Below are 20,725 nucleotides of genomic sequence, written 5' to 3' on the forward strand. Positions count from 1 at the left end.
TCCTGTTCGGGGACTGTGACGAACACCGGTCAGCCGGCCTCCGCCGCGAGGGCGGCCAGCCGCTCCTGCACCTCGGTGTCGGCCTTGTCGTAGATCCGGGTACCCGGGCCCGCCTCGACCGCGGTCGCGATGACCGCCGTGCCGACCACATCGAGCCGGGTGAAACCGGATCCGACGAAACCCTGCTGCCGGCCCGCCGGCGCCATGGCGTCGATGCGGTAGGCCAGCGCCGGGCCGACCCAGACCGGGACCCCGCCCAGCGCCGACGCCGCGGTCATGTGGTTGTGCCCGCACAGGATCATGCGCACGTCGGTGCCGGAGATCACCTCGGCCAGCTGATCCGCGTTCTGCAGCTTGAGGAACTCTGCGGCCGGGATGGCCGAGGGCAATGGCGGATGGTGCAGCACCAGCACGCTGCCGCGCGACGCGGGGTGGCGCAACTGCTCGGCCAGCCAGGACAGCTGCTCGGGTTCGAGACGGCCGTCGTGGCGTCCTGGCGTGGTGGTGTCCAGGCCGATGAGCCGCAGGCCGTCGACCTCGATGACCCGATCGTGCGGCAGCGCGGTGTCGACCGTGCCGGGTTCGAGACCGAGCAGCTCCACGCCGAAAGCATCGCGCTCGTCATGGTTTCCCATCACATACAGCACCTGGGCGCCGAGTTCGGCCGCCACCGGCTCGACGGCCTCGCGCAGCCGCCGGTACGCCTCGGGCGAGCCGTTGTCGGTGAGGTCGCCGGAGAGCAGCAAGGCGTCGATGCGCTGCCCGCCGGTGCGCAGCCGATTCAGGACGTGCAGCAGCGTTGCATGGGTGTCGATGGTGTCGAGGACCTGCTCACCGGCGGGGCGCAGGTGAGTATCGGTGAGTTGGACGAGAATCAGATCCTTCATGAGGCCGGCATCAGCTTGGCGCCCTCGGTACGGGCGGCGGTGAGAGTGGACTGGGCGTCCTTGCCCTGGAACACGATCGACTCGACGGCGTCCATCATGCCGTCGCGGATCTGCAGATAGTCGTTGCCCGGCATGGAAACCCACGGCTCCATGGTGGCCAGCTGCGCGATGTTCGGCGCCAGCAGCGGGTTCTGGGTGGCCCACGAACCCAGCACGGCCGGATCGGTCACCATCTCCGAACGCAGCGGCAGGTAGCCGATGTTCTGTGCGATCTTCATGTAGGACTGCTCGCTGGTGAGGAACTTGATCAGCTCCCAGCCGGCGCGCTGCTTGACCGGGTCGTTGGTCAGAATATGCAGTCCCGCACCGGAATTGGTGGGCACCGGCGGTTTGTCACCGAAGCGCGGCATGGCGGCCGAACGCAGGTCCCACTTGTCTTTGGCGCCCGCCACGAACGTGCCCTGGATGGCGCTGGTCTCGAGGATCATGCCGATCTCGCCGCGCGCGAACGCCTCGTAGCCCTGCTTCTGCGCCAGCTTCGGCATGGAGCCGGAGTTGACCAGATCCTGGGCCATCTTGGTGACCTCGACGCTCGGGGCGTCGGCGTAGGTGAGGATGCGGCGATCGTCGGAGATGACCCGTCCGCCGTCGGACCGCACCATCGACTGGAAGCACCAGTCCTTGGCGGCCTTGGTCAGGCAGTCCAGGTACACGCCGCCCTGACCGGTCTTCGCGGTGATCGCCTTGGCGTCATCGGCGACCTGCTGCCAGGTGACCGGCGGCTTGGCCGGATCCAGCCCGGCCTGGCTGAACAGGCTCGCGTTGTAGTAGAGCACCGGGGTGGAGAACACGAACGGGACACCGTAGGTGTGGCCGTCCCAGTCGTCGAGGGTGCGGGCGCGCGGGTGGAAGTGGAACTTCTCACCGTCGAAATTCTGCTGCACCGCCTGCTTGCCGAACAGCGTGTCGACCGGCTTGGCGCCCAGCTGGTGGATGGTGAAATCGAGGTCGCTGAAACCCAATTGGGCGACATCCGGCGGGTGCCCGGCCACCATCTGGTTCTGGATGCTCGAGATGGTGTCGGTGGCCGGGTTGGGGCTGTTGCCCTGCGGCTTCTGCGCGGTCACCGTGATGTTGGGGAACTTCTTGGAGAAGTCGGCGATCAGGGCGTTGAAGGTGTCGGTCCAGGCGCCGGCGAGCCCGTAGTTGTAGGACTCGAAGACGATCGAGACCTTCTGGTCGGGGCGTAGTTCGGGGACCTGCGCCGTGGAGGTGGCGTCGGTGGCGGTGGTACCGCTCAGCCCGCAGCTGGTCAGCGCGAGACAGGCGGCGAACACCATGCCCAGGACGGGGCCGGTGCGTTTCACGAGTCTTCTCCTCATCGAATGGTGGTGCGAAAGAATCAGGCGACCGAGGCCGCCGGGTCCGCGGGTAGGGTCGCGGCCGGCTCCTGCCAGCGCAGGCGCAGGCCGGAGTCGGGGTCGAACAGGTGGAGATCGGCGGGGTCGCAACGCAATCCGATGTCGTCGCCGACCCGGACACCGGCGGGGCGGGTCGCGCGCACACACAGCTCCAGCACGCCGGCGGTGACGTGCACGAGCTCCTCGCTGCCGAGGTTCTCGACCATGGTCACCCGGCCGCGCAGGGCCGTGGCGGTGGGGTCGATGCGCAGACGCTCGGGGCGGATGCCGGCCAGAACCTCGGTGCCGCTTCCGGTTTCGCCCGCGTCACTACCGGATTCGGCCGTGATGCTGCCGGATTCGGCGTCGATCCCGAGCGCGGCGTCGACACCGTCGGTCCGCACGCGCAGCTTGCCCTCGTGCGAAACCACCTCCGCCGGGAAGATGTTCATCGGCGGCGAGCCGAGGAATCCGGCCACGAACGCGGTGCGCGGGTGGTCGTAGAGCTCTTCCGGGGTGCCGACCTGCTCGACCCGGCCCGCGTTGAGCAGCGCGATGCGCGTGGCCATGGTCATGGCCTCCACCTGGTCGTGGGTCACGTACAGGAAGGTGGCTCCCAGCCGGCGGTGCAGGGCGATGAGTTCGGCGCGGGTGGCGCTGCGCAGCTTGGCGTCCAGATTCGACAGCGGCTCGTCCATCAGGAACGCGCCGGGATCGCGAACCATGGCCCGCGCCAAGGCGACCCGCTGCCGCTGGCCGCCCGAGAGCGCGGCGGGCCGGCGGTCCAGCAGCGCGGACAGCTCGAGCGTCCGCGCCACCCGCTCGACCCGCTCGGCGATCCGCGCCCGCGGGGTGCGGCGGGCGCGCAACGGGAACCCGATGTTCTTCGCGACCGTCAGATGCGGGTAGAGCGCGTAACTCTGGAACACCATGGCCAGATCCCGCCGTTGTGGAACCTCGTCGGTGATGTCGGTGCCGTCCAAGAGGATTCGACCCTCCGACGGCTGTTCCAGGCCCGCGATCATGCGCAGCAGCGTGGATTTGCCGCAGCCGCTGGGGCCGAGCAGCACCAGGAATTCACCGTCGGCGATGTCGAGGCTCACCTCGCGCACCGCGTAGTCGGTGTCGAATCGTTTCGACACCGCGTCGATCTGCAAGCGGGCCACTGTTCTCCTTCAGGCCGGCGCGGTGCCGGTCGTGATCCAATCCGCCACGCCGGCCGCGATGGCGGGCGCGTCCTGGACCCACCGGAAGTGGTCGCGGTTCGCGACGGCCGAGTTCTCGTCGATGTGCCAGCGGCTCACCTGGGCGGCGGGCATGCGCGAAACCAGGAAGTCCACATTGGATTTCGGTCCGAGCACGTCCTCCGACAGCGAGATGACCAGTACGGGCAGACGCATGGCGGCCAGCAGCGAGTTGTAGCGGCGGCTGGTGCCGCTGGGCCGGTAGTAGCTGGTGAGCGAATGCAGCGACCAGTCGATCATGACGCCGCCCGGCATGGGCGCGGGAATGAGCGCGCCCCCGGGCCAGTGGCCCTTCACCCGCGACACCAGGCCGATCCACTGAATCTGGCTCAGCGCCTCCCACCAGCGACGTGGGCCGAACGCCCACCAGAAGACCGTGCCGGTGCCGATGATCGTGACGCCCGCGATCCGGCCCGGCTCGGCGGCGGAGAACAGCAGGGCCAGCTGGCCGCCCAGGCTGTGGCCGAACAGGTGGATCGGCGCGCCGGGGAAGCGTTCCCCGACCGCGGTGACGATGGCGGGCAGATCGGTCTCGATCATCTCGCGGTAGCCGAAGTCGGTGTGCTCACCCAGCTTCGGGATGGCCTCGCCGTGGGCGCGCAAGTCACAGGTCGCCACCGAAAGTCCCTGGGCATGCAGGGCTTTGGCGAGCGGGTAGTAGTTCTTGGCCTTCATCGCCATGGCGGGCAGGATCAGGACCACGGGCGCGTCCGGCCGCTGCGCGGGCAGGAAGCGGACGGTGAAGCAGACACGGTCGGCGGTCTCGACCCGGGAGCTTTCCAGAGTGGTGAATTCCGAACGAGATTCGGGAATGGCGGTCGTCGTGTCGCCGGTCATTTCGACTCCGTCTCGACGATGCTCACGTCGCACACGTAGTCGAAGGTGAACTTGGCCACCATGACCTCGTTGTCGTCGAGCAGTGTTACCTTGCCGGACAATTCGAAGCGGGCCGATGTGGTGGCGGCCAGGAGGTCGGCGAGTTCGTGCTGGTCGACGGTGGCGATCGCGCGGATGCGGCCCTGTGCCGGTTTGCGGTAGGACGCGGTGCCGCCGCGCAGCACCAGCCGCTCCACCGTGTGCAGCCGCTGCGCGGCCGCGCCGACGAAGGCCGCCGCGCCCGCGATATCCGCCGCGGTGAACAGCGCGCCCGCGTGCACGGTGTCCATGTGGTTGCGGACCTCGTTCACCGCCGGGATCTCCACTACGGCGTGGTCGGGGCTGATCTCGGAGACGAGGGTGCCGACGTGGCGGCCGAAGGGCACCATCTGCTGCGAGATCGAGCGCAGGTACTCGTAATCGACGACGTCGGGGTTCAGTTCCGGATAGGCAGTGGCGAATCCGGCCAGGGTGCGGGTAGTCATCTCGGTTTCCTTTCGTGTTCTGGGTGTCGGCCGCGTTCTGAACGATCAGCGCCCTTGCGGGTAATCAGCGGGGCCCGCGCAGCGCCCGCCGGGCGATCGACCAGCGCAGCACTTCCGAGGGCCCCTCGTAGATCCGGAATGCCCTGGCCTCCACCAGGAATCGGGCCACCAGGTGGTCCTCGCAGACGCCGAGACCTCCGTGCAGCTGCACCGCGCGATCCAGCACCCGCCAGACCGCCTCGGAGACGAAGGTTTTCGCGATGGAGGTCTCGTGGCGGGCCTGCGCGGAGGCCGGTCCGTGGGCGTCGATGGTGCCGGCGACGCTGCGTACCAGGCTGCGGGCGGCCGCGATGTCGATCTCGTTGTCCGCGATGAGGCCCTGGGCGATGCCGTGTTCGGCGATGGGCACGCCGAAGGAGTGACGCTGCCGGATGTGCTCGGCGGTGAGCTGCTGCGCCCGCACGGCCAGGCCCAGCCAGTTCATGCAGAACACCAGTCGCGAGGGCGCGAGCCGGACCTGCGCCAGCTCCATGCCGCGGCCGACCTCGCCCAGCACCGCGCTGTCGGGAACCTCGCAGTCGGCGAACTCGACCTCGCAGTGGCCGCCCGGGGCGCTGGTGTGGTCCAGGGTCGGCATGCGGCGGCCCACCCGCAGGCCTGGGTTGTCCTGATCGACCAGGAACATGGTGGGGCCGTCGGGTGTCATGGCCACGCAGATGGTGAAGGCGGCGCCATTGGCGCCGGTGGTGAAGTGCTTGGCACCGTTGATGACCCAGCCGTGATCGGTCTCCTCGGCGGTGGTGCGAAGCATGCGCGGATCCGCGCCCGCGCCGGGGGCGGGCTCGGTCAGCGCGATGGCCGAGCGCACCTCACCGGTGGCCAGCGGGGCCAGATATCGTTCCCGCTGTTCGGTATTGGCGACATGGGCCAGCAGATGGATGTTGCCGTCGTCGGGGGCCCAGGCGTTCACGGCCAGCGGGCCGAGCAGGCTCGCGCCCGCCGCCTCGAGCACCTCCGCCTGGGCCCGGGTGTCCAGGCCGAGTCCGCCGTACTCCGGATCGGAGAGCGGGCCGAACACCCCCGCTTCCTTGGCCTTCTTCTGCAGGTCCAGCCGCAGTACGTCGTCGGTGACCCGGCCGCCGGCCACCACCTCGCGTTCCACCGGGATGACCTGCTCAATCACGAACTGCCTGGTCTGGTCGACCAGTTCCGCCACAGCGCTCATGGGGTCAGTGTCGGTCCGGCGCGGCGATTGCCGGGCGGGCGATCGTCAATGCCTATCGGTCGAATCGACTGCCGCGACCGAGCCGCGTTCCGTCCGGCGTCTCGGACAGGCTGAGCCCGACACCGAGTCTGCGAGTGTTCGACATGGAGTCGTCCACGGGTGTTCGACACCGGTTCCGCCAGGGGCCGACGAGGGGATGCGATGACCGAGTTGATGGTTCGGGTAACCGGCCGACGTGAGGAGGCCGAGGGCGTGTTCGCTCTCGAGCTGGCCGCGCTCGGCGGCCGTGCGCTGCCGGACTGGACGCCCGGCGCCCACATCGATGTGTTCGCCGGGAGCGCCGGAGTCCGACAGTACTCGCTGTGCGGCGATCCCGCCGATCGGGAGCGCTGGCGGATCGCCATCATGCACGAACCCGACGGCCGGGGCGGCTCCGCGCATCTGTTCCGCACCGCGCATCCGGGCACCGAATTGCGAGTGTCCGTGCCGCGCAACCACTTCGAGCTGGAATCCGGTGACGAGTACCTGTTCCTGGCGGGCGGCATCGGGATCACCCCGATCCTGCCCATGCTGGCCGCCGCCACCCGGGCGGGCGCGCGGTGGAGCCTGCACTACGGCGCGCGCACCCGGGCACACCTGGCCTTCACCGGCGAGCTGGCGCGCTACGACCGGGTACACCTGGTGCCGCAGAACGAATCCGGGCTGCTGCCCCTGGCGGCCCTGCTCGCCGACACCACCGCCACCGTGTACTGCTGCGGACCCGCGCCGCTGCTCGACGCCGTCGAGGCCGAGGGCGCGCGCCGGGGTCTCACGGTGCACACCGAGCGGTTCGTGCCACGGCGCGTCGACAACGGGGTCGATCGCGCCTTCGAGGTCCGCCTGGCACGCAGTGGTCAGGTGCTGCGTGTCGGGCCGGACCGGTCGATCGTCGACGTGCTCGAGGGCGCGGGCGTCGCCATCGTCACCTCCTGCCGGGAGGGCACGTGCGGAAGCTGCGAGACGACCTTCCTGGAAGGTGAAGTACAGCACCGTGATTCGGTGCTCTCCGCTGTCGAGCGTGCGTCCGGAACAACCCTGATGCCCTGCGTCTCGCGGGCCGTCTCAGATGTTCTCGTGCTCGACCTGTGACACGAGAAGCACAAGGAAAACAAGCGAAAGAACGCAGAGAGAACCAGGATGAGGAATACTGCTGCGGCGTCCGCGCTGCTCGCCGCCACGCTGTGCATCGGCGCCGGCGTTACCGGTACCGCCCAGGCGGACTCCGCCGATGTCACGAACTACACGGCGACCGACACCGGAACCTCCACGATCGTGCGCACCGACGCCGGTTCGATGACGGTCGAGGACGGCATCTTCAAGATCAAGGCCGCCAACGGCATCGTGCTCGGCGGCACCGAGCTCTCCTTCCGGGTCGACGACTTCGTCTTCCCGATCGCGGCCGACATCAAGGACCGCACCGCGACCCTGACCCCGCAATTCGACGAGGCGCACGCGGTGTACAAGCCGGTCGCCCTGCCCTACGAGGACCAGGCCCCCTGGAAGACCCCGTACGACCGTGAGCAGGCGGCCTGGGGTCGCATGCGTGACACCATCTCCGTCGGCGCCGCCATCGGCACCCTGGTCGGCGGCCTGGGCGGTGCCGGTCTGGGCTGCCTGGCCGGTGCCGCCCTGGGCGCGACCCTGACCGGCGCCCTGGCGCTGCTTTTCGGCGCGGGCCCACTGGCCGGTTGTGTCGCGGGTGCGGCCGCCGTCGGCTTCCTGGGCACCATCGCCGGTCAGCTCTTCGTGACCGCGCCGGTCGCCATCGCGGCTGCCATCCAGTACTTCACCACGATCAACCAGCCCTTCACGCCCGCGAAGTAGGCGTGTAGACCCGGCGAGTCTCGCCCGGGGGACACGGCCCCGTCCAGATCATCGATCCGGGCGGGGCCTTTTGGTTTACAGCAGGACCGGGAGCTCGTGCAGGCCGCGAATGAGGGTGCTCGGATGCCAGGCGAGGGTTTCCGCGGCGGGGGATGGGCGCAGGTTCGGGAATCGGGACAGCAAGGCGGTGAAGGCGACTCGTGCTTCCAGTCGGGCCAGTGGCGCGCCGACGCAGAAGTGGATGCCGTGGCCGAAGGCGAGATGGCCGGTGGCGTTGCGGGTGGGATCGAGGGTGCCGGAGGCCGGGTAGCGGTCGGCGTCACGATTGGCGGCGGCGAGCGCGACGTAGACGAATTCGCCTGCGGGGATGGGTGTTCCGGCGATGACGATCGGTTCGGTCGTGTATCGGACCGTGGCCAGGTTGACCGGGCCGTCGTAGCGGAGGAACTCCTCGACGGCGGCGGGGATCGCGTCGGGGTCGGCGCGCAGGGCTCGCAGCTGTGCCGGATTGCGGAGCAGTGCGAGGATGCCATTTGCGATGAGGTTGACCGTGGTGTCGTGCCCGGCGACCAGCAGCAGGAACGCCATACCGACGAGCTCGGCCTCGGTGAGGGCGTCGCCGTCGTCGGCGGGGACGGCGAGCGTGGAGAGCAGATCGGCGGCGGCGGGCTCCTGAGCCTTCACGCGTACCAGCCCGGTCAGGTAGGTAGCCATCGCCTTCGAGGCGCGGGCGCGATCTTCCTCCAGGCCGGCGACGGCGACCAGCGCCCGGGTCCAGTCCTGGAAGTCCGCGCGGTCGTCGAGCGGTACCCCGAGCAGTTCGCAGATCACCGTGATCGGCAGTGGTTCGGCGAAGTCGCGCAACAGATCCGCCTCGGCACGTCCCTCCAGGGCATCCAGCAGCGAGGCGGTGATCTCCTCGATGCGGGGCTGCAACTCCGCCACCCGGCGCGGGGTGAAGGCCCGGGTCACCAGCTTCCGCAGCCGGGTGTGTCCGGGCGGATCGGTATTGAGCATGTGGGTGAGCAGCGCCAGGGTGCTCGGGTCCGACCGCGGCGTACCGCGTTTGGCGCTGAGCAGGGCGTCGGTCTCGGCCGCGTCCTTGTGGAGGCGAGGGTCGGCCAGGGCGGCGCGGCCCGCCGCGTAGTCGAGGATGACCCAGCGAACAATGGTGTCGGGGAAGCGAACTCGCCGGACCGGGCCGTGCTCGCGCCAGCGGCGGTAGTGGCCGTGGGGGTCGGCGAAGAATTCCGGGCCGATGATTTCGATCCGGTCCGGGGCGTGGATATCGGCCATTACGTGAGCCTATGCACCGGGACGGACGGGGCCCGGGGGACGGTGAGATCTCGATCATCCGATCGGAGATCGGAATGGAATGGCTTGCGGCGAACCGGAATTCACCCTGGCCTGGTCGAATTCGAGGACATCGCAGTCCAGAGAGGATGGCACAATGACCAGCACCGGCATTCAGGTGAACGGCACCGTCGCGTCGCGCGTCGGCGAATTGACCGAGGTATTCCAGCGGGGCCTGGACGAGAAGCTCGGAGTCGGTGCGTCGCTGGGCATCCGGCTCGAGGCGGCCGGGGACGGCTTCACGCGGTACTACCTGGACCCCAATCCGGCCACTATCAACGCCATGTTCACCGTGCACGGCGGCGTGATCGCCACCCTGATGGACACCGCCATGGGCAGCGCCGTCTTCACGAAACTCGGTGACAACACCGCCTATACGACCCTGGAACTGAAGGTCAACTTCATCCGCTCGGTCGCCATCGACGGAAAGCGGCTGACCTGCGAGGCCACCGCGGTGCACGTGGGCCGGCGCACCGCGACCGCCGAGGGCCGCATTACCGATGCCGACGGCAAGCTCATCGCGCACGGCTCCACCACCATCCTGGTGCTCGGCCCGCAGGGCTGATCCGAACGAGAAACCGCTGACCGCGCGAGAAGGCCCGGCTCCCGCCAGGAGCCGGGCCTTCTCGGTGGTGCCCCGGTCAGGCCAGGGCGCGGCACTGGGCGATGAAGCGGGTCAGTTCGTCGATGCGGTCGGTGCGGGAGTCGACGGCGCGGTCGATCACCTTGAGCAGATGGTCGTACGCCTCGGTGTGGTCGTAGTCGGCGACCTCGGCGATGCGCAGCGCCCATCGCCAGTAGCCGCGCAGCGTATCCGCCAGCGGCATCCGGAATCCCGCGATCACGTCCCGGATGGGCTCCACCGCCGCGTCACCCTGGACCCGCAGGTAGCGGCCCACTACATCGGCCATGAAGCTGAAGTGGCGCGCCTCGTCGCGGGCCAGCCGGCTCAGCACCGCCGCCAGCACGGGATCGCCGGAGACGTCCCGCAATTGGTGGTAGTACATCTGGGTCGCCTTCTCCTGCACCAGCGCGTAGGCGAAGAACTGCACCGGATGCTCGTAGGGCAGGTCGAACGGCTTGCGGCCCTCCACCGCCAATTCGGTCCGCAGGGAGTCTCTTTCGGCGATGCCGGAGGCCACCTGGTACCGGTTGAGCGCGCGGGCGTGGGTGTCCTCCTCGAGCGCCCAGCGCACCGTGAAGTGGTAGAGCTCGCGATTGTGGACGAACGCGGGCATTTCGACACTGTCGTTCACCGGGAAACACCGGTGGTAGACATCGAAGTACCCCGGCAGGTGATCCTCGATGTAGGTGACGAACTGCACCGCCGAGCGCTGTCCTTCGGTGAGCCGCTCGGCGTCTGCGCCGGCCCAGTCGAAGGCGGTCTCCACGTCCCAGGCCCGGGTGGCGGGCGAGGCGGCCAGAAAGCCGTCCACCGCCGCCACCAGTTCACCGACCGGCAGCAGCGCGGATTCGATGCTCATCGATACTCCTGACGGCTAACGGGCCTTGCGGCAGCCCAGTGCGTAATGCTTGGTGGTGTAACCCCATCCGGCATTGGCCACCTCGAGGTAGTGCCGCAGCTTGGCGGCCAGCCCCGGCTGCCGCGCGTCGATGGCGTCGGCGGCGGCGTCCAGATTGGCGATCCAGTCCTCGATGGTGTGCCGGTAGTGGTCGGTGAGATCGTCCACCGAGGTGATGGAGAAGCCCGCGTCCTCGGCGGCGGTGATCAGCTCCGAGAGCGGCCGCAGATCGCCCCAGCCGAAGATGTCGGAGCGGACGAACTCGGTGCCCGCCCGGTCGTCGAAGGCCCGGCGGGCGGCGGCGTTGCGGAAGCAGCTCTCCGAGACGTAAAGCGTGCCGCCGCGGTGCAGCACCGCGCGGGCGCGGCGGAACACCTCGTCCAGATCGGGCATGTGCACGATCGACCCGAGCATGGTCACCGCGTCCCGGCTGCCCGCGGGCAGGTCGAGTTTCTCGAAATGTCCTACGCGCGTCCGAACCTGGCGGTCGACGCCACGGGCTCGGGCCTGGACGGCGATGTAGTCGTGCTGGCGCGGCGCGGGACTGATACCCAGGGTGTCGCATCCGTACTCCTGGGCCATGAACAGGATCAGCGAACCCCACCCGCAGCCGATGTCGAGCAACCGCTCACCGCCCTGGATACCGAGGCGGCGGGCCACGAACCGCAGCTTGTTGCGCTGGGCGAGTTCGAGGCTGTCGCCGTCGTTCTCGTAGAGCGCGGAACTGTACTTGCGCAGCGGATCCAGGAACTGGCCGAAGATCTCCGGATCCAGGTCGTAGTGCTGGTTGGTGTCGGCGGTGACGGTCATGCCGCGTCCTGCAGCGCTCTGCCGACGACCACGGCCACCTCGGCGAGGGTGGCGGTGCCGAAGACGTCCTCGTCCTCGAGCTCGATGTCGTAGGTGCGTTCGATGCGCGCGATCATGCGCAGCACTCGCACCGAGTCCACGCCGGCCATGGCGCGCAGGTCGGCGTCGGGGGTCAGTTCCGAGGCGGACAAGCCGGTCTCGGCGACGGCGATCTCGGTGACGGTACGCAGGATGTCATCGGTGGTCATGACGGAACTCCATTCGGGGACAGGGTATTTGCCGTGGTAAGGGCCTGGTCGAGTAGGGCGACCTCGTCGTCGCGCAGGGACAGCTGATGGCGTACGGACTCGAGCGCGAAGGGACGGTAGGTGGCGGCCGAGGACGCGCAACTGGTGCCGTCGGCGTCCAGGATCTCGGCGCCGGCCTGGATCAGATCGCCGGATTCGGTCGCGGACAGCGTTGCCACACACCGGTATTCGCGGTCGATCAGCAGCGGCGTCAGGAAGCGGGTGCGCTGTGACACCGTGAAGGCGGGCACCTGCCGGGCCAGCACGATCAGGTTGCCCATCACCTCGTCACAGATGACGCCGGTCAGACCGCCGTGCACGATGCCCGGATAGGACTCGAAGCAGCGGTCCAGCCGGAAGCGGGCCTGCAGGCCGTCCGGGTGCGGGGTGAAGGCCAGCCGCAGTCCGGACGCGTTGTGCGGGGAGCAGCCGAAGCAGTGATAGTCGGGGATGACCGACCACGGCACGCGGACGGTGGCCGGATCCGCGGGCGCGGTGGCCGCCGGATCCGCGGGCGCGGTGGCGGCGGTGGGGGCGGTGGGGGAGAGCACGGCCGCGCCGCTAGGCGATGGCCTCGGCCAGCGCGCGGCGGACCTTGGCATTGCTGGACAGGTCCAGGCCGGTCATGGTCGTGAAGGTGCGGCGCACCTTGTCGTGCAGCACCTCCAGTTCGCCATCGGCGGCGACCTGTTCGAGGAACAGTTCGAAGCCGGTGTCGATGGTCTCGTGATCGCCGAGCTCGGCGATCCCGGCCTTGAAGGTGCTCACCGGGTGCTTGATCTTGGCCTCGGAGCTGTACACGTACAGGGTCTCCAGGACCGAGGGCAGCTCCTCGGGCCGGCGGGCCAGGCGCTCGGTGGCGTAGTGGATGAACTCACGGGCGTGCCCGGCCTCGTCGCGACTCGCGTTGAGCAGCAGCGACTTCAGGACCGGCTCCTGCACCCAGGCCGACACCGCGCGGTAGACGTGGTTGACCGTCAGCTCGGAGATGATGTTGGTGGCCAGCGTCGCCGAGGGCGAGGTGCCCGGGGCGTAGGGCTCGCGCATGGCGTCGACCGCGCGGTCCTCGACATCCTCGCCGATGGCGCGCAACCAGGACCGGAAGGCGTAGTGGTGCTGCACCTCCTGGTAGCCCCACACCACGGCGAAGGTGGAGAAGTCGTAGTCGTCGACGAACTCGGCCAGGAAGCCGTGCACGGCGGCGATGACATTGGACTCGCCCATGGCGGCGCTCTTGGCCAGGGTCACGTACTCCGGCCGCACCAGGTCCTTGTCGACGGTGTCGAAGGCGAGATCGCCCAGCTTCCAGTGCAGGCGCTCGTAGTGGCGGAAGACTTCATAACTGTGCACGGGTGCCTCCGGTTCGTGCGGATCGAATGGCGTTGGGCGTCAAGGGCACTGGGGAATGTCAGCGGTGCTGGGCGATGAGGTCGCGGGCGGCGAGCCGCCGCAGCTTGCCGCTGCTGGTGCGGGGGATGGTGCGCGGCGGCACGAGGTACACCTCGACGGCCGCCAGCCCGAGATCGGCGGCCACCCGGTCGCGGATGGCCCGGGTCAGCGCCGCCGCGGCGTCGCCGTGGAGTTCGGATTCGGCGATCAGCGCGATCACGTCCGCCCCGTCGGGGTCGATCGCGGCGGTGCAGCGCTGCTTGTAGATGCCGTCGAGGTCGCGCACCGCGGCCTCGACGTCCTGGGCGTAGTGGTTCACGCCGCGCACGGTGATCATGTCCTTGCAGCGGCCGGTGACGAAAAGCTCACCGGCGCGCTGGTATCCGAGGTCGCCGGTGCGCAGCCAGCCGCCGGTGAAGCGGTCGGCCACCGCGGCGGGGTCGGCGCTGAGGTAGCCCTCGGTGACCGACGCGCCGCGAATGAGGATCTCCCCGACCCGTCCGTCGGGCTGGTCGAGGCCGGAATCGGTGGACACCACCCGCAATTCGAGGCCGTCCACGGCCGAGCCGACCCCGGCCACCGCCCGGGCACCCGCCTGTTCCGGCGCCACCGGGTCGGCGCGCTGGGCGTCGGCCAGCAGCGCCCGGTCCACCCACTCGAACACCGGCTCGCGGCCCAGCGGCGGGAAGGCCACGGCCAAGGTGGCCTCGGCCATCCCGTACACGCCGAACATGGTGTTCGGCGCGAATCCGGCCGGGGCGAACCGGTCCAGGAACCTGGTCACCACGTCCTGCGAAATCGGTTCCGCGCCATTGAAGGCGATGCGCCAGCGACTCAGGTCGTACTCGGCCACCTGCTCCGGGGGTACCGCGCTCAGCAGCGCCTCGTAGCCGAAGCTCGGCATGGCGGTGATGGTGGTCCCACTGGCGGCGAACTCGCGTAGCCAGCGCGCCGGGTCCTTGACGAACGACAGCGGCGACCACAGGTGCGCCGGAATGCCGCGCAGGATCGCCGAGAGCGTGCCGAAAAGGCCCATGTCGTGGAACAGCGGCAGCCAGAAGCCGCCCTGATCGTCCAGATCGAGGGCGATGCCCCGGCGGATGGCGGCCAGACCGGCCATGACCTGGCGGTGGGTCAGTCGCACGCCCTTGGGGAGGGCGGTGCTGCCGGAGGTGAACTGCACGACGGCCAGGTCGTCGGGTTCCGAGGTCGGCAGTATCACCCGCTCGTACTCGTCATCGGCGGAAAGCTCTGCGGTGTCGAGGAATTCGACCGCGACGGCATCCCCCAGCAGCGGCACCAGCTCCGCGAAACGCGGGGACACCAGCACCGTGCGCATGCCCGCCGCCGCGGTGATGGCGGCCAGCTGCGGGGGATAGCCGCCTGCGCGACGGGTGCTCGCGGGCAGGGGCAGGGGAGTGGCCGCCGCGCCGGCGGCGGCGATGCCGAAGAAGCTCACCAGGAATTCCGGTGCGTTCGGACACAGGATGCCCACCGGTTCGCCGCGCCGCACGCCGTGCCGGATCAGCGCGGCCGCCGCGGCTCGTGCGGCGCGGTGCAGTTCGGCGTAGCCCATTCGCTCGGCGGTGGACCAGAATGTCGCCTCCACACGCGGGTGCTCGGCGGCGATGAATGCGAGCCGATCGGTCAGCGTGCCTTCGGAGTTCGCGGAATTCATAACCGTCACGACAACAGCGAATTGTGTCCGGGCGCTGAACGCGCTGTTAAACGTAAGCGGTGATAACCAGCATCGATCGCCCAATTACAGTGCGCGATAAAGAGATACGGTGATCGGACGATAGGCGTCGGCAATGGCCGCACGACCCGCCTGGTCGGGCGGCGAGGATGAACTGGCGAAAATGGCATTCACAATTCAGGAGTCGCCGGTGAGTTCCGAACCCGCCGCCGTCGCGGAAATGACCCGGGTCCAGCAGGCTGTCGTCGAGAGCATCGCGCCGCACCTGCGGCACAACCCCTACGACAGTTACCGGATCCTGCGCGCCGCCGGGCCTTTCGTGCCCGGTCCCCACGACACCCATCTGGTCACCCGCCACACCGAGGCGCAGGCCATCCTCACCGATCCGCGCTGGAGTCACGCCGAGGAACCCGAGCTGTTGCACGGCGACAGCGACGTGGAGCTGCCCGGCTCGTTCCTGTGGATGGAGCCGCCGGATCACACCCGGCTGCGTGGTCTGGTCGGCAAGGCGTTCACCGCCCGCACCGTCAGCGGATTGCGCGAGCGCGCCGCCCAGCTGGTGGACGAGCTGTTGACCGCGATCCTCACCGACCGCGAGGTGGATCTGCTCGAGGCCCTCGCCTATCCGGTGCCGCTCACCCTCATCTGCGAGATGCTCGGCGTGCCCGCCGAGGCGCACGCGCAGGTGCGGGCCATGTCGGCGGGCATCGCCCGCGGTCTCGACCCCGACGCGCTGCTCAGCCCCCAGGAACTGGCCGCCCGCACCGCGGCCGTGCGCGAATTCACCGAGTTCTTCGGCGATCTCGTCGAACAGCGCCGCCGCACCCCGCGCGCCGACCTGATCACCGCACTGGTCCAGGCCGAGGAGTCCGGGGTGCGGCTGACCCACACCGAGCTCATCGGCACCTTGCTGATCCTGGTGGTGGCGGGCCACGAGACGTCGGTCAACCTGATCGGCAACGGCGTGCTCGCCCTGATCCGGGAGCCCGGTGAATTCCAGCGGCTGCGCGCCGATCCCGACCTCGCCGGCGTCGCGGTGGACGAGGTGCTGCGCTACGACGCGCCGGTGCACCTCACCACCCGCACCGCGCGGGCCGAGATCACCGTCGGCGAGCGCACTTTCGTACCCGGTGACGCGGTGATCGTGCTGCTCGGGTCGGCCAATCGCGACCCGGCCGCCTTCCCCGACGCCGGCCGGTTCGACCTGGGCCGGTATCTGCCGGGCCGCAACACCGAACGGCACCTGTCCTTCGGCCTCGGCCTGCACTACTGCCTGGGCGCGCCACTGGCCCGCATGGAGATGCAAGCGGTGATGCACGCCCTGGGTGTTCGCGTCACCGCGTTGAGCCTGCTGGCCGAGCCGCCGTACCGGCCCAATGTGGTCGTCCGCGGCATGTCCGAATTGTGTGTCCGTGTGGAGGGCCGATGAGCACCGCTGTACCCGAGATCAGCTTCGACGCCTTCGATCCCGGCCACCGCGCCGATCCCTACCCGGCCTACCGCCGCGTCCGTGACGCCGCGGCCCTGTTCCCGTACCACTTCGGGGACGTGCCCGTCACCCTGATCACCCGGTACGAGGAGTGCGCGGCCATCCTCACCGGCGCGGGCTGGGGACACGGGTACGCCGCCGGCATCAGCCCCTTCCGCGACACCACCGCCGCCATTCCGGGTTCCTTCGTGCGCATGGATCCGCCGCAGCACGGCCGCTACCGCAAGCTCGTGGCCAAGGCATTCACGCCGCGCATGGTCGGCGAACTCGCGCCGGTGGCCGGGCGGGTGGTGGACGATCTGGTCGACACCGCTTTGGAGCGAGGCGAATTCGATGTGCTGGAGGATCTGGCGGTGCCGCTGGCGGTGGCGATGATCCCGGTGCGGCTGCTGGGCGGCGATCCGGCCGACGGCGCGCGGTTCCGGGAGTGGCAGCTGGCCATCGCGCGCGGCAGCGACCCGGACTCGCTGCTCGGGCCCGCTGACATCGAGGCGCGCGGGCGGTCAGCGCTGGGCTGCATGGGGTACTTCGGCGAGCTGGTCGCGCGGCGCAAGCGGGAGCCGGGCCCGGATCTTCTCAGCGAACTGGTCGCGGCCAGCGCCGACGGTGAGACGCTGACGGAGGCGGAGGTCATCGGCATGGCCCTGCTGCTGCTGGTGGCTGGGATGGAGACCTCCATCAACCTGATCGGCAACGGACTGCTGGCGCTGCTGCGCAATCCGGTCCAGCTCGAATTGCTGCGCGAGCGACCCGAACTCATCGAACCGGCTCTGGACGAGATGCTGCGCTACGACGCGCCCACCCAGTTCACCATCAGGGTGGCCCTCGCCGACACCGTGGTCGGCGGCCGGCAGTTCCGGCGCGGCGACGGTGTCGTGGTGCTCACCGCCTCGGCCAGCCGCGACGACCGCGTGTTCCCGGACGCCGACACCTTCGACGTCACCCGGTACGCCGGGAACCGGCCCGCCCGTAAGCATCTGGGCTTCAGCCTCGGCATCCACTACTGTGTCGGAGCACCTCTCGCGCGGCTCGAAGCCGCGGCCGCGGTGCGCGCTCTACTCGATCGCGCGCCCGGGCTGCGGCTGGGCACGGAGACCGTCGGCTACCGGCCCAGCCTGATCCACCGCGGTGTGATGGCCCTGCCGGTGACGGTATGAGCCAGGCGGACCGGCACGCCGTCGTCATCGGCGCGGGCATCGCGGGACTGCTTGCGGCCCGCGTGCTCGCCGAATTCTGCACGCGGGTCACGATTCTCGAACGTGACACCGCCGACGCGGCCGCGGTGCGGCGCGGTGTCGGGCAGGGCCGGCACCTGCACGGCCTGCTCGACCGCGGCCGCACCATCCTCGAGGAGCTGTTCCCCGGCTGCACCGCCGACCTGGTCGAGGCCGGAGCGCAGACCGCCGAGGTGCTCGTCGGAACCCGGTGGTACATCGCCGGATCGAGGCTGACCGCCACCTCGACCGGGCTCACCTCGATCATCGCGACCCGGCCACTGCTCGAATCCGTGCTGCGCCGCCGCACCCTGCAACTGCCGAATGTGATGCTGCGCGATGGAATCACGGTCCGCGGTTTGATCGGGGACAGTGATCGCATCAGCGGCGTGCGGGTGGCGTCGTACCGTGATCCGCACCCTGGCAAGGACCTCGATGCCGCAGGTGTCGACGGGGCAGCGGTCGGCTCGCGCGGCTCGGCCCCGGACGGTGAGATCGCCGTCGCCGATCTCGTCGTCGACGCGAGCGGGCGGGGATCGCGGATCTGCGAGTGGCTCCGAGCGATCGGCGCGCCGACGCCGGTCGAGGAGCGGCTCGCGGTCGACCTCGGGTACGCCTCGCGTCTCTACCGGTACGGCGAGGGACAATTGGGCGGGCACGCCTCGGTGATCATCGCCACCGGTGCCAACGGGCACGGCGGCGGGGCGGTCCGCGTGGAGGGCGATCGCTGGCTGGTCACCCTCGCGGGCATGATGGGCGATCATCCGCCCACCGACGTGGCAGGCTTCCAGGCGTACGCCGCGGGCCTGGACGCGCCCGACATCCACGAGATCATCACGGCCGCGGAGCCTCTCGACGATCCGGTGCCCTACCGGTTCCGGTGCTCGGTGCGGCGGCGCTTCGACCGGCTGCCCGCCGCGCCCGCGGGACTGCTCGTGCTCGGTGACGCCCAGTGCGCGTTCAACCCGCTCTACGCCCAGGGCATGACCGTGGCGGCACTGCAGGCGGTCGCCCTGCGCGAATGCCTGGACAGCGGCCTGCCGTTCGCGGAGCTGCCCGCGCGCTTCTATACGGCCGCGACCGAGGCCACCGCCACCGCCTGGCAGCTCGCGGCGGCCTCGGATCTGCGTCATCCGCGGGTCGCGGGACGGCGCGGGCTGCGTACTCGGCTCACCAATGCGTATGTGGCGCAGGCGCATCGAGCCGCCCGCCGGGACGCGCTGGTGGCACGCACCTTCATGCGCGTCGCCCATCTCGTCGAACCGCCCGCCGCACTGACCAAACCGGTGCTGGCGGGCCGAATCATGCTGCGCGGCAATGGCGCCGCACTCGTCATGCCGGCCAATCGTTGAATCCAGGAGGACATTCATGGCCGCCCCAGAGGTGAACGCCGTTGCTGAGGCGCAGGATCCGGCCGTTTCGAACGCGCTGGTCCAGCTCTTCGGGCCGGACGGCCGCTCGGACCCGTACACCCCGGCCCGCGTGCTGCGCGATGCCGGGCCCATTCATCAGACCCCGCTCGGGCATCACGTGCTCACCCGGTACGAGGACTGCGCCGCGGTGCTGTCCACCACCGCGTGGAGCCACGCCGAAGAGGCCGGGATGATGCACCCGACCGTCAAACCCGAGGACGCCCCCGAAGAACTGCCCACCTCCTTCCTGTGGATGGAGCCGCCGGACCACACCCGGCTGCGCAACCTGGTCACCAAGGGGTTCACCCCGCGCACCGTGGCCCGGCTGCGCCCGCGCATCGAGAAACTCAGCGAGGAGCTGGTCGACAAGGCCCTGGAGGCAGGCGAATTCGACCTGGTCGAGATGATCGCCTACCCGCTGCCGCTGATCATCGCCTGCGAGCTCATCGGCGTGCCCGAGGAAGCCTACGAGCAGGTGCACCAGTGGTCGCAGGACCTGGCGCGCGGGTTCGACCACGACTACACGCTGCCCGAGGAATCGCTGAAGGCGCGCAGCGCCGCCTCGCGCGGATTCATGGGCTACTTCCGGGAACTGCTCAACGAGCGGCGCGTGAATCCACGCGATGACCTGCTCAGCGCGCTCTCGCAGGTCGAGGACCGTGGTGACGTGCTCACCGAGCAGGAACTGCTCGCCACCTGCATCACCACCTTCGTGGCCGGGCACGAGACCACCGCCAACCTCATCGGCACCGGCATGCTGCGGCTGCTGCGCGCGCCCGATCAGATCCAGGCGATGCGCGACCGGCCCGAACTCACCGCCTCCGCGCCCGACGAGCTGCTGCGCCTGGAACCGTCGGTGCAGATCACCACCCGGGCCGCCACCCGGCCGATCACCGTCGCCGGGCACGACTTCGTACCCGGCGAGGGCGTGGTCGTACTCATCAACTCCGCCAATCACGACGAGCGGGTCTTCCCTGATCCGGACCGCACCGACGTCGCCCGCTACTCCGACCCCATGCACCCCGCCAAGAAGCACCTCGGCTTCAGCCTCGGCATCCACTACTGCCTGGGCGCGCCGCTGGCCCTGCTGGAGATGGAAATCCTGCTCGATGTGCTGCTGCGCAAAGTCGGTGCGATGGAACTGCTTTCGGAGAATCCGCCGTTCAAGCCGAACGTGGTGATTCGCGGACTGGAGGCGTTGCGGGTGGGTTTCGCGCCCGCCTGATCCGATGACGCGTACCGGCGCGGCTTTCGCGGGTGGGATGTGCGCGTGAGCGCCGCGCCGGGCAACGCACGCGGGGAGCCGATCTATCCGATCGTGCTGGGGTACAACTCCGTCATCGCGGAGCGAGCGGTGCCGGAACGGCGAGCGACGCTGGACGCGTTGCGGGGGGGATCCATTCGACCGCTGTCGAATCCCGGATCACGGCCGTTGTGTTCGGCGGTCCGGGCGAGGAGACGCTCGTGGAGGCGGCGCGGAAGATCACCGTGCCGGTCGAGTATGTGGCGCAGGGGGATGACGAGCCGCGCAACAGGGTTCGCAGTGTTATTGGCGGGGGAGCGGTGTGTGCA

At 69.6% G+C, this 20,725-nt stretch carries 20 protein-coding genes; 7 read left to right on the forward strand and 13 right to left on the reverse strand.

Annotated elements, in window-relative coordinates:
• Positions 1–29: 29 nt before the first annotated feature.
• The 6 genes from AB0L60_RS24535 to AB0L60_RS24560 all read right to left on the reverse strand — a co-directional run bounded on the left by AB0L60_RS24535 (position 30) and on the right by AB0L60_RS24560 (position 6,117).
• Complete coding sequence (locus tag AB0L60_RS24535; protein WP_364617841.1) at positions 30–887, reverse strand: metallophosphoesterase; 858 nt, start codon at positions 885–887, stop codon at positions 30–32.
• Entirely contained in the window at positions 884–2,254 is a 1,371-nt protein-coding gene (locus tag AB0L60_RS24540; protein ID WP_364617843.1) for an ABC transporter substrate-binding protein, read from the reverse strand. The genes AB0L60_RS24535 and AB0L60_RS24540 overlap by 4 nt, the downstream gene beginning before the upstream one ends.
• A gap of 35 nt (positions 2,255–2,289) precedes the next feature.
• A complete protein-coding gene (locus AB0L60_RS24545; RefSeq protein ID WP_364617845.1) occupies positions 2,290–3,453 on the reverse strand; it encodes an ABC transporter ATP-binding protein in 1,164 nt (387 codons plus the stop codon).
• A 9-nt stretch (positions 3,454–3,462) separates the two neighbouring features.
• The gene (locus AB0L60_RS24550; RefSeq protein ID WP_364617847.1) at positions 3,463–4,368 is read right to left on the reverse strand and encodes an alpha/beta fold hydrolase; all 906 of its coding nucleotides are present in this window, start codon (positions 4,366–4,368) and stop codon (positions 3,463–3,465) included.
• Complete coding sequence (locus AB0L60_RS24555) at positions 4,365–4,892, reverse strand: YiiD C-terminal domain-containing protein (protein WP_364617849.1); 528 nt, start codon at positions 4,890–4,892, stop codon at positions 4,365–4,367. Before AB0L60_RS24555 ends, AB0L60_RS24550 begins: the two co-directional genes overlap by 4 nt.
• A gap of 64 nt (positions 4,893–4,956) precedes the next feature.
• Complete coding sequence (locus tag AB0L60_RS24560; protein ID WP_364617851.1) at positions 4,957–6,117, reverse strand: acyl-CoA dehydrogenase family protein; 1,161 nt, start codon at positions 6,115–6,117, stop codon at positions 4,957–4,959.
• Between the two features lie 201 nt (positions 6,118–6,318).
• Here AB0L60_RS24560 and AB0L60_RS24565 point away from each other — a divergent pair, with 201 nt between their 5' ends.
• Together AB0L60_RS24565 and AB0L60_RS24570 are read left to right on the forward strand one after the other, a co-directional pair.
• Entirely contained in the window at positions 6,319–7,245 is a 927-nt protein-coding gene (locus AB0L60_RS24565) for a PDR/VanB family oxidoreductase (protein ID WP_364617853.1), read from the forward strand.
• Positions 7,246–7,293: 48 nt separating this feature from the next.
• Positions 7,294–7,980 carry a hypothetical protein gene (locus AB0L60_RS24570; protein ID WP_364617855.1) on the forward strand — a complete coding sequence of 229 codons (687 nt, stop codon included), beginning with the start codon at positions 7,294–7,296 and terminating at the stop codon, positions 7,978–7,980.
• Positions 7,981–8,055: 75 nt separating this feature from the next.
• On the opposite strand, the gene AB0L60_RS24575 is transcribed toward AB0L60_RS24570, so the two are convergent.
• A complete protein-coding gene (locus AB0L60_RS24575) occupies positions 8,056–9,276 on the reverse strand; it encodes a cytochrome P450 (RefSeq protein WP_364617857.1) in 1,221 nt (406 codons plus the stop codon).
• A gap of 154 nt (positions 9,277–9,430) precedes the next feature.
• Between AB0L60_RS24575 and AB0L60_RS24580 the strand changes: the two genes are divergently transcribed.
• Positions 9,431–9,898: a PaaI family thioesterase gene (locus tag AB0L60_RS24580; RefSeq protein ID WP_364617859.1), complete on the forward strand. Its 468-nt coding sequence runs from the start codon at positions 9,431–9,433 to the stop codon at positions 9,896–9,898.
• Between the two features lie 76 nt (positions 9,899–9,974).
• Here the strand turns inward: AB0L60_RS24580 and AB0L60_RS24585 are convergent, their stop codons facing one another.
• Genes AB0L60_RS24585 through AB0L60_RS24610 form a run of 6 tightly spaced genes read right to left on the reverse strand, consistent with a single transcriptional unit; the run spans position 9,975 to position 15,020 of the window.
• Positions 9,975–10,817, reverse strand: a complete 843-nt coding sequence (locus AB0L60_RS24585) for an acyl-ACP desaturase (RefSeq protein WP_364617861.1) — start codon at positions 10,815–10,817, stop codon at positions 9,975–9,977.
• Positions 10,818–10,832: 15 nt separating this feature from the next.
• Positions 10,833–11,666 carry a class I SAM-dependent methyltransferase gene (locus tag AB0L60_RS24590; protein WP_364617863.1) on the reverse strand — a complete coding sequence of 278 codons (834 nt, stop codon included), beginning with the start codon at positions 11,664–11,666 and terminating at the stop codon, positions 10,833–10,835.
• On the reverse strand, positions 11,663–11,914 hold the full coding sequence (locus tag AB0L60_RS24595) for an acyl carrier protein (RefSeq protein ID WP_364617865.1): 252 nt from the start codon (positions 11,912–11,914) through the stop codon (positions 11,663–11,665). Before AB0L60_RS24595 ends, AB0L60_RS24590 begins: the two co-directional genes overlap by 4 nt.
• Entirely contained in the window at positions 11,911–12,504 is a 594-nt protein-coding gene (locus AB0L60_RS24600) for a PaaI family thioesterase (protein ID WP_364617867.1), read from the reverse strand. Before AB0L60_RS24600 ends, AB0L60_RS24595 begins: the two co-directional genes overlap by 4 nt.
• A 10-nt stretch (positions 12,505–12,514) precedes the next feature.
• Complete coding sequence (locus tag AB0L60_RS24605; RefSeq protein ID WP_364617869.1) at positions 12,515–13,303, reverse strand: ferritin-like domain-containing protein; 789 nt, start codon at positions 13,301–13,303, stop codon at positions 12,515–12,517.
• A gap of 58 nt (positions 13,304–13,361) precedes the next feature.
• Positions 13,362–15,020, reverse strand: a complete 1,659-nt coding sequence (locus tag AB0L60_RS24610) for an AMP-binding protein (protein ID WP_364618156.1) — start codon at positions 15,018–15,020, stop codon at positions 13,362–13,364.
• 208 nt (positions 15,021–15,228) lie between these two features.
• Here AB0L60_RS24610 and AB0L60_RS24615 point away from each other — a divergent pair, with 208 nt between their 5' ends.
• The 4 genes from AB0L60_RS24615 to AB0L60_RS24630 are packed head-to-tail and all read left to right on the forward strand — an operon-like array spanning position 15,229 to position 20,378.
• Positions 15,229–16,467 (forward strand): cytochrome P450, encoded by a 1,239-nt coding sequence (locus tag AB0L60_RS24615; RefSeq protein ID WP_364617871.1) that lies wholly within the window; start codon positions 15,229–15,231, stop codon positions 16,465–16,467.
• The gene (locus AB0L60_RS24620; RefSeq protein WP_364617873.1) at positions 16,464–17,684 is read left to right on the forward strand and encodes a cytochrome P450; all 1,221 of its coding nucleotides are present in this window, start codon (positions 16,464–16,466) and stop codon (positions 17,682–17,684) included. Before AB0L60_RS24615 ends, AB0L60_RS24620 begins: the two co-directional genes overlap by 4 nt.
• Positions 17,681–19,093 carry an FAD-dependent oxidoreductase gene (locus AB0L60_RS24625; RefSeq protein WP_364617875.1) on the forward strand — a complete coding sequence of 471 codons (1,413 nt, stop codon included), beginning with the start codon at positions 17,681–17,683 and terminating at the stop codon, positions 19,091–19,093. Before AB0L60_RS24620 ends, AB0L60_RS24625 begins: the two co-directional genes overlap by 4 nt.
• A gap of 16 nt (positions 19,094–19,109) precedes the next feature.
• Entirely contained in the window at positions 19,110–20,378 is a 1,269-nt protein-coding gene (locus AB0L60_RS24630) for a cytochrome P450 (protein ID WP_364617877.1), read from the forward strand.
• Positions 20,379–20,725: the final 347 nt, after the last annotated feature.

The sequence above is a fragment of the Nocardia sp. NPDC051981 genome, from assembly GCF_040680715.1.
Classification (GTDB): domain Bacteria; phylum Actinomycetota; class Actinomycetes; order Mycobacteriales; family Mycobacteriaceae; genus Nocardia.

Excerpts from the sequence above, each read along its gene's own strand:
- AB0L60_RS24535 (WP_364617841.1), bottom strand. The coding sequence starts at position 887 with ATGAAGGATCTGATTCTCGTCCAACTCACCGATACTCACCTGCGCCCC.
- AB0L60_RS24550 (WP_364617847.1), bottom strand. The coding sequence starts at position 4,368 with ATGACCGGCGACACGACGACCGCCATTCCCGAATCTCGTTCGGAATTC.
- AB0L60_RS24555 (WP_364617849.1), bottom strand. The coding sequence starts at position 4,892 with ATGACTACCCGCACCCTGGCCGGATTCGCCACTGCCTATCCGGAACTG.
- AB0L60_RS24560 (WP_364617851.1), bottom strand. The coding sequence starts at position 6,117 with ATGAGCGCTGTGGCGGAACTGGTCGACCAGACCAGGCAGTTCGTGATT.
- AB0L60_RS24565 (WP_364617853.1), top strand. The coding sequence starts at position 6,319 with ATGACCGAGTTGATGGTTCGGGTAACCGGCCGACGTGAGGAGGCCGAG.
- AB0L60_RS24570 (WP_364617855.1), top strand. The coding sequence starts at position 7,294 with ATGAGGAATACTGCTGCGGCGTCCGCGCTGCTCGCCGCCACGCTGTGC.
- AB0L60_RS24575 (WP_364617857.1), bottom strand. The coding sequence starts at position 9,276 with ATGGCCGATATCCACGCCCCGGACCGGATCGAAATCATCGGCCCGGAA.
- AB0L60_RS24580 (WP_364617859.1), top strand. The coding sequence starts at position 9,431 with ATGACCAGCACCGGCATTCAGGTGAACGGCACCGTCGCGTCGCGCGTC.
- AB0L60_RS24585 (WP_364617861.1), bottom strand. The coding sequence starts at position 10,817 with ATGAGCATCGAATCCGCGCTGCTGCCGGTCGGTGAACTGGTGGCGGCG.
- AB0L60_RS24590 (WP_364617863.1), bottom strand. The coding sequence starts at position 11,666 with ATGACCGTCACCGCCGACACCAACCAGCACTACGACCTGGATCCGGAG.
- AB0L60_RS24595 (WP_364617865.1), bottom strand. The coding sequence starts at position 11,914 with ATGACCACCGATGACATCCTGCGTACCGTCACCGAGATCGCCGTCGCC.
- AB0L60_RS24610 (WP_364618156.1), bottom strand. The coding sequence starts at position 15,020 with ATGAATTCCGCGAACTCCGAAGGCACGCTGACCGATCGGCTCGCATTC.
- AB0L60_RS24620 (WP_364617873.1), top strand. The coding sequence starts at position 16,464 with ATGAGCACCGCTGTACCCGAGATCAGCTTCGACGCCTTCGATCCCGGC.
- AB0L60_RS24625 (WP_364617875.1), top strand. The coding sequence starts at position 17,681 with ATGAGCCAGGCGGACCGGCACGCCGTCGTCATCGGCGCGGGCATCGCG.
- AB0L60_RS24630 (WP_364617877.1), top strand. The coding sequence starts at position 19,110 with ATGGCCGCCCCAGAGGTGAACGCCGTTGCTGAGGCGCAGGATCCGGCC.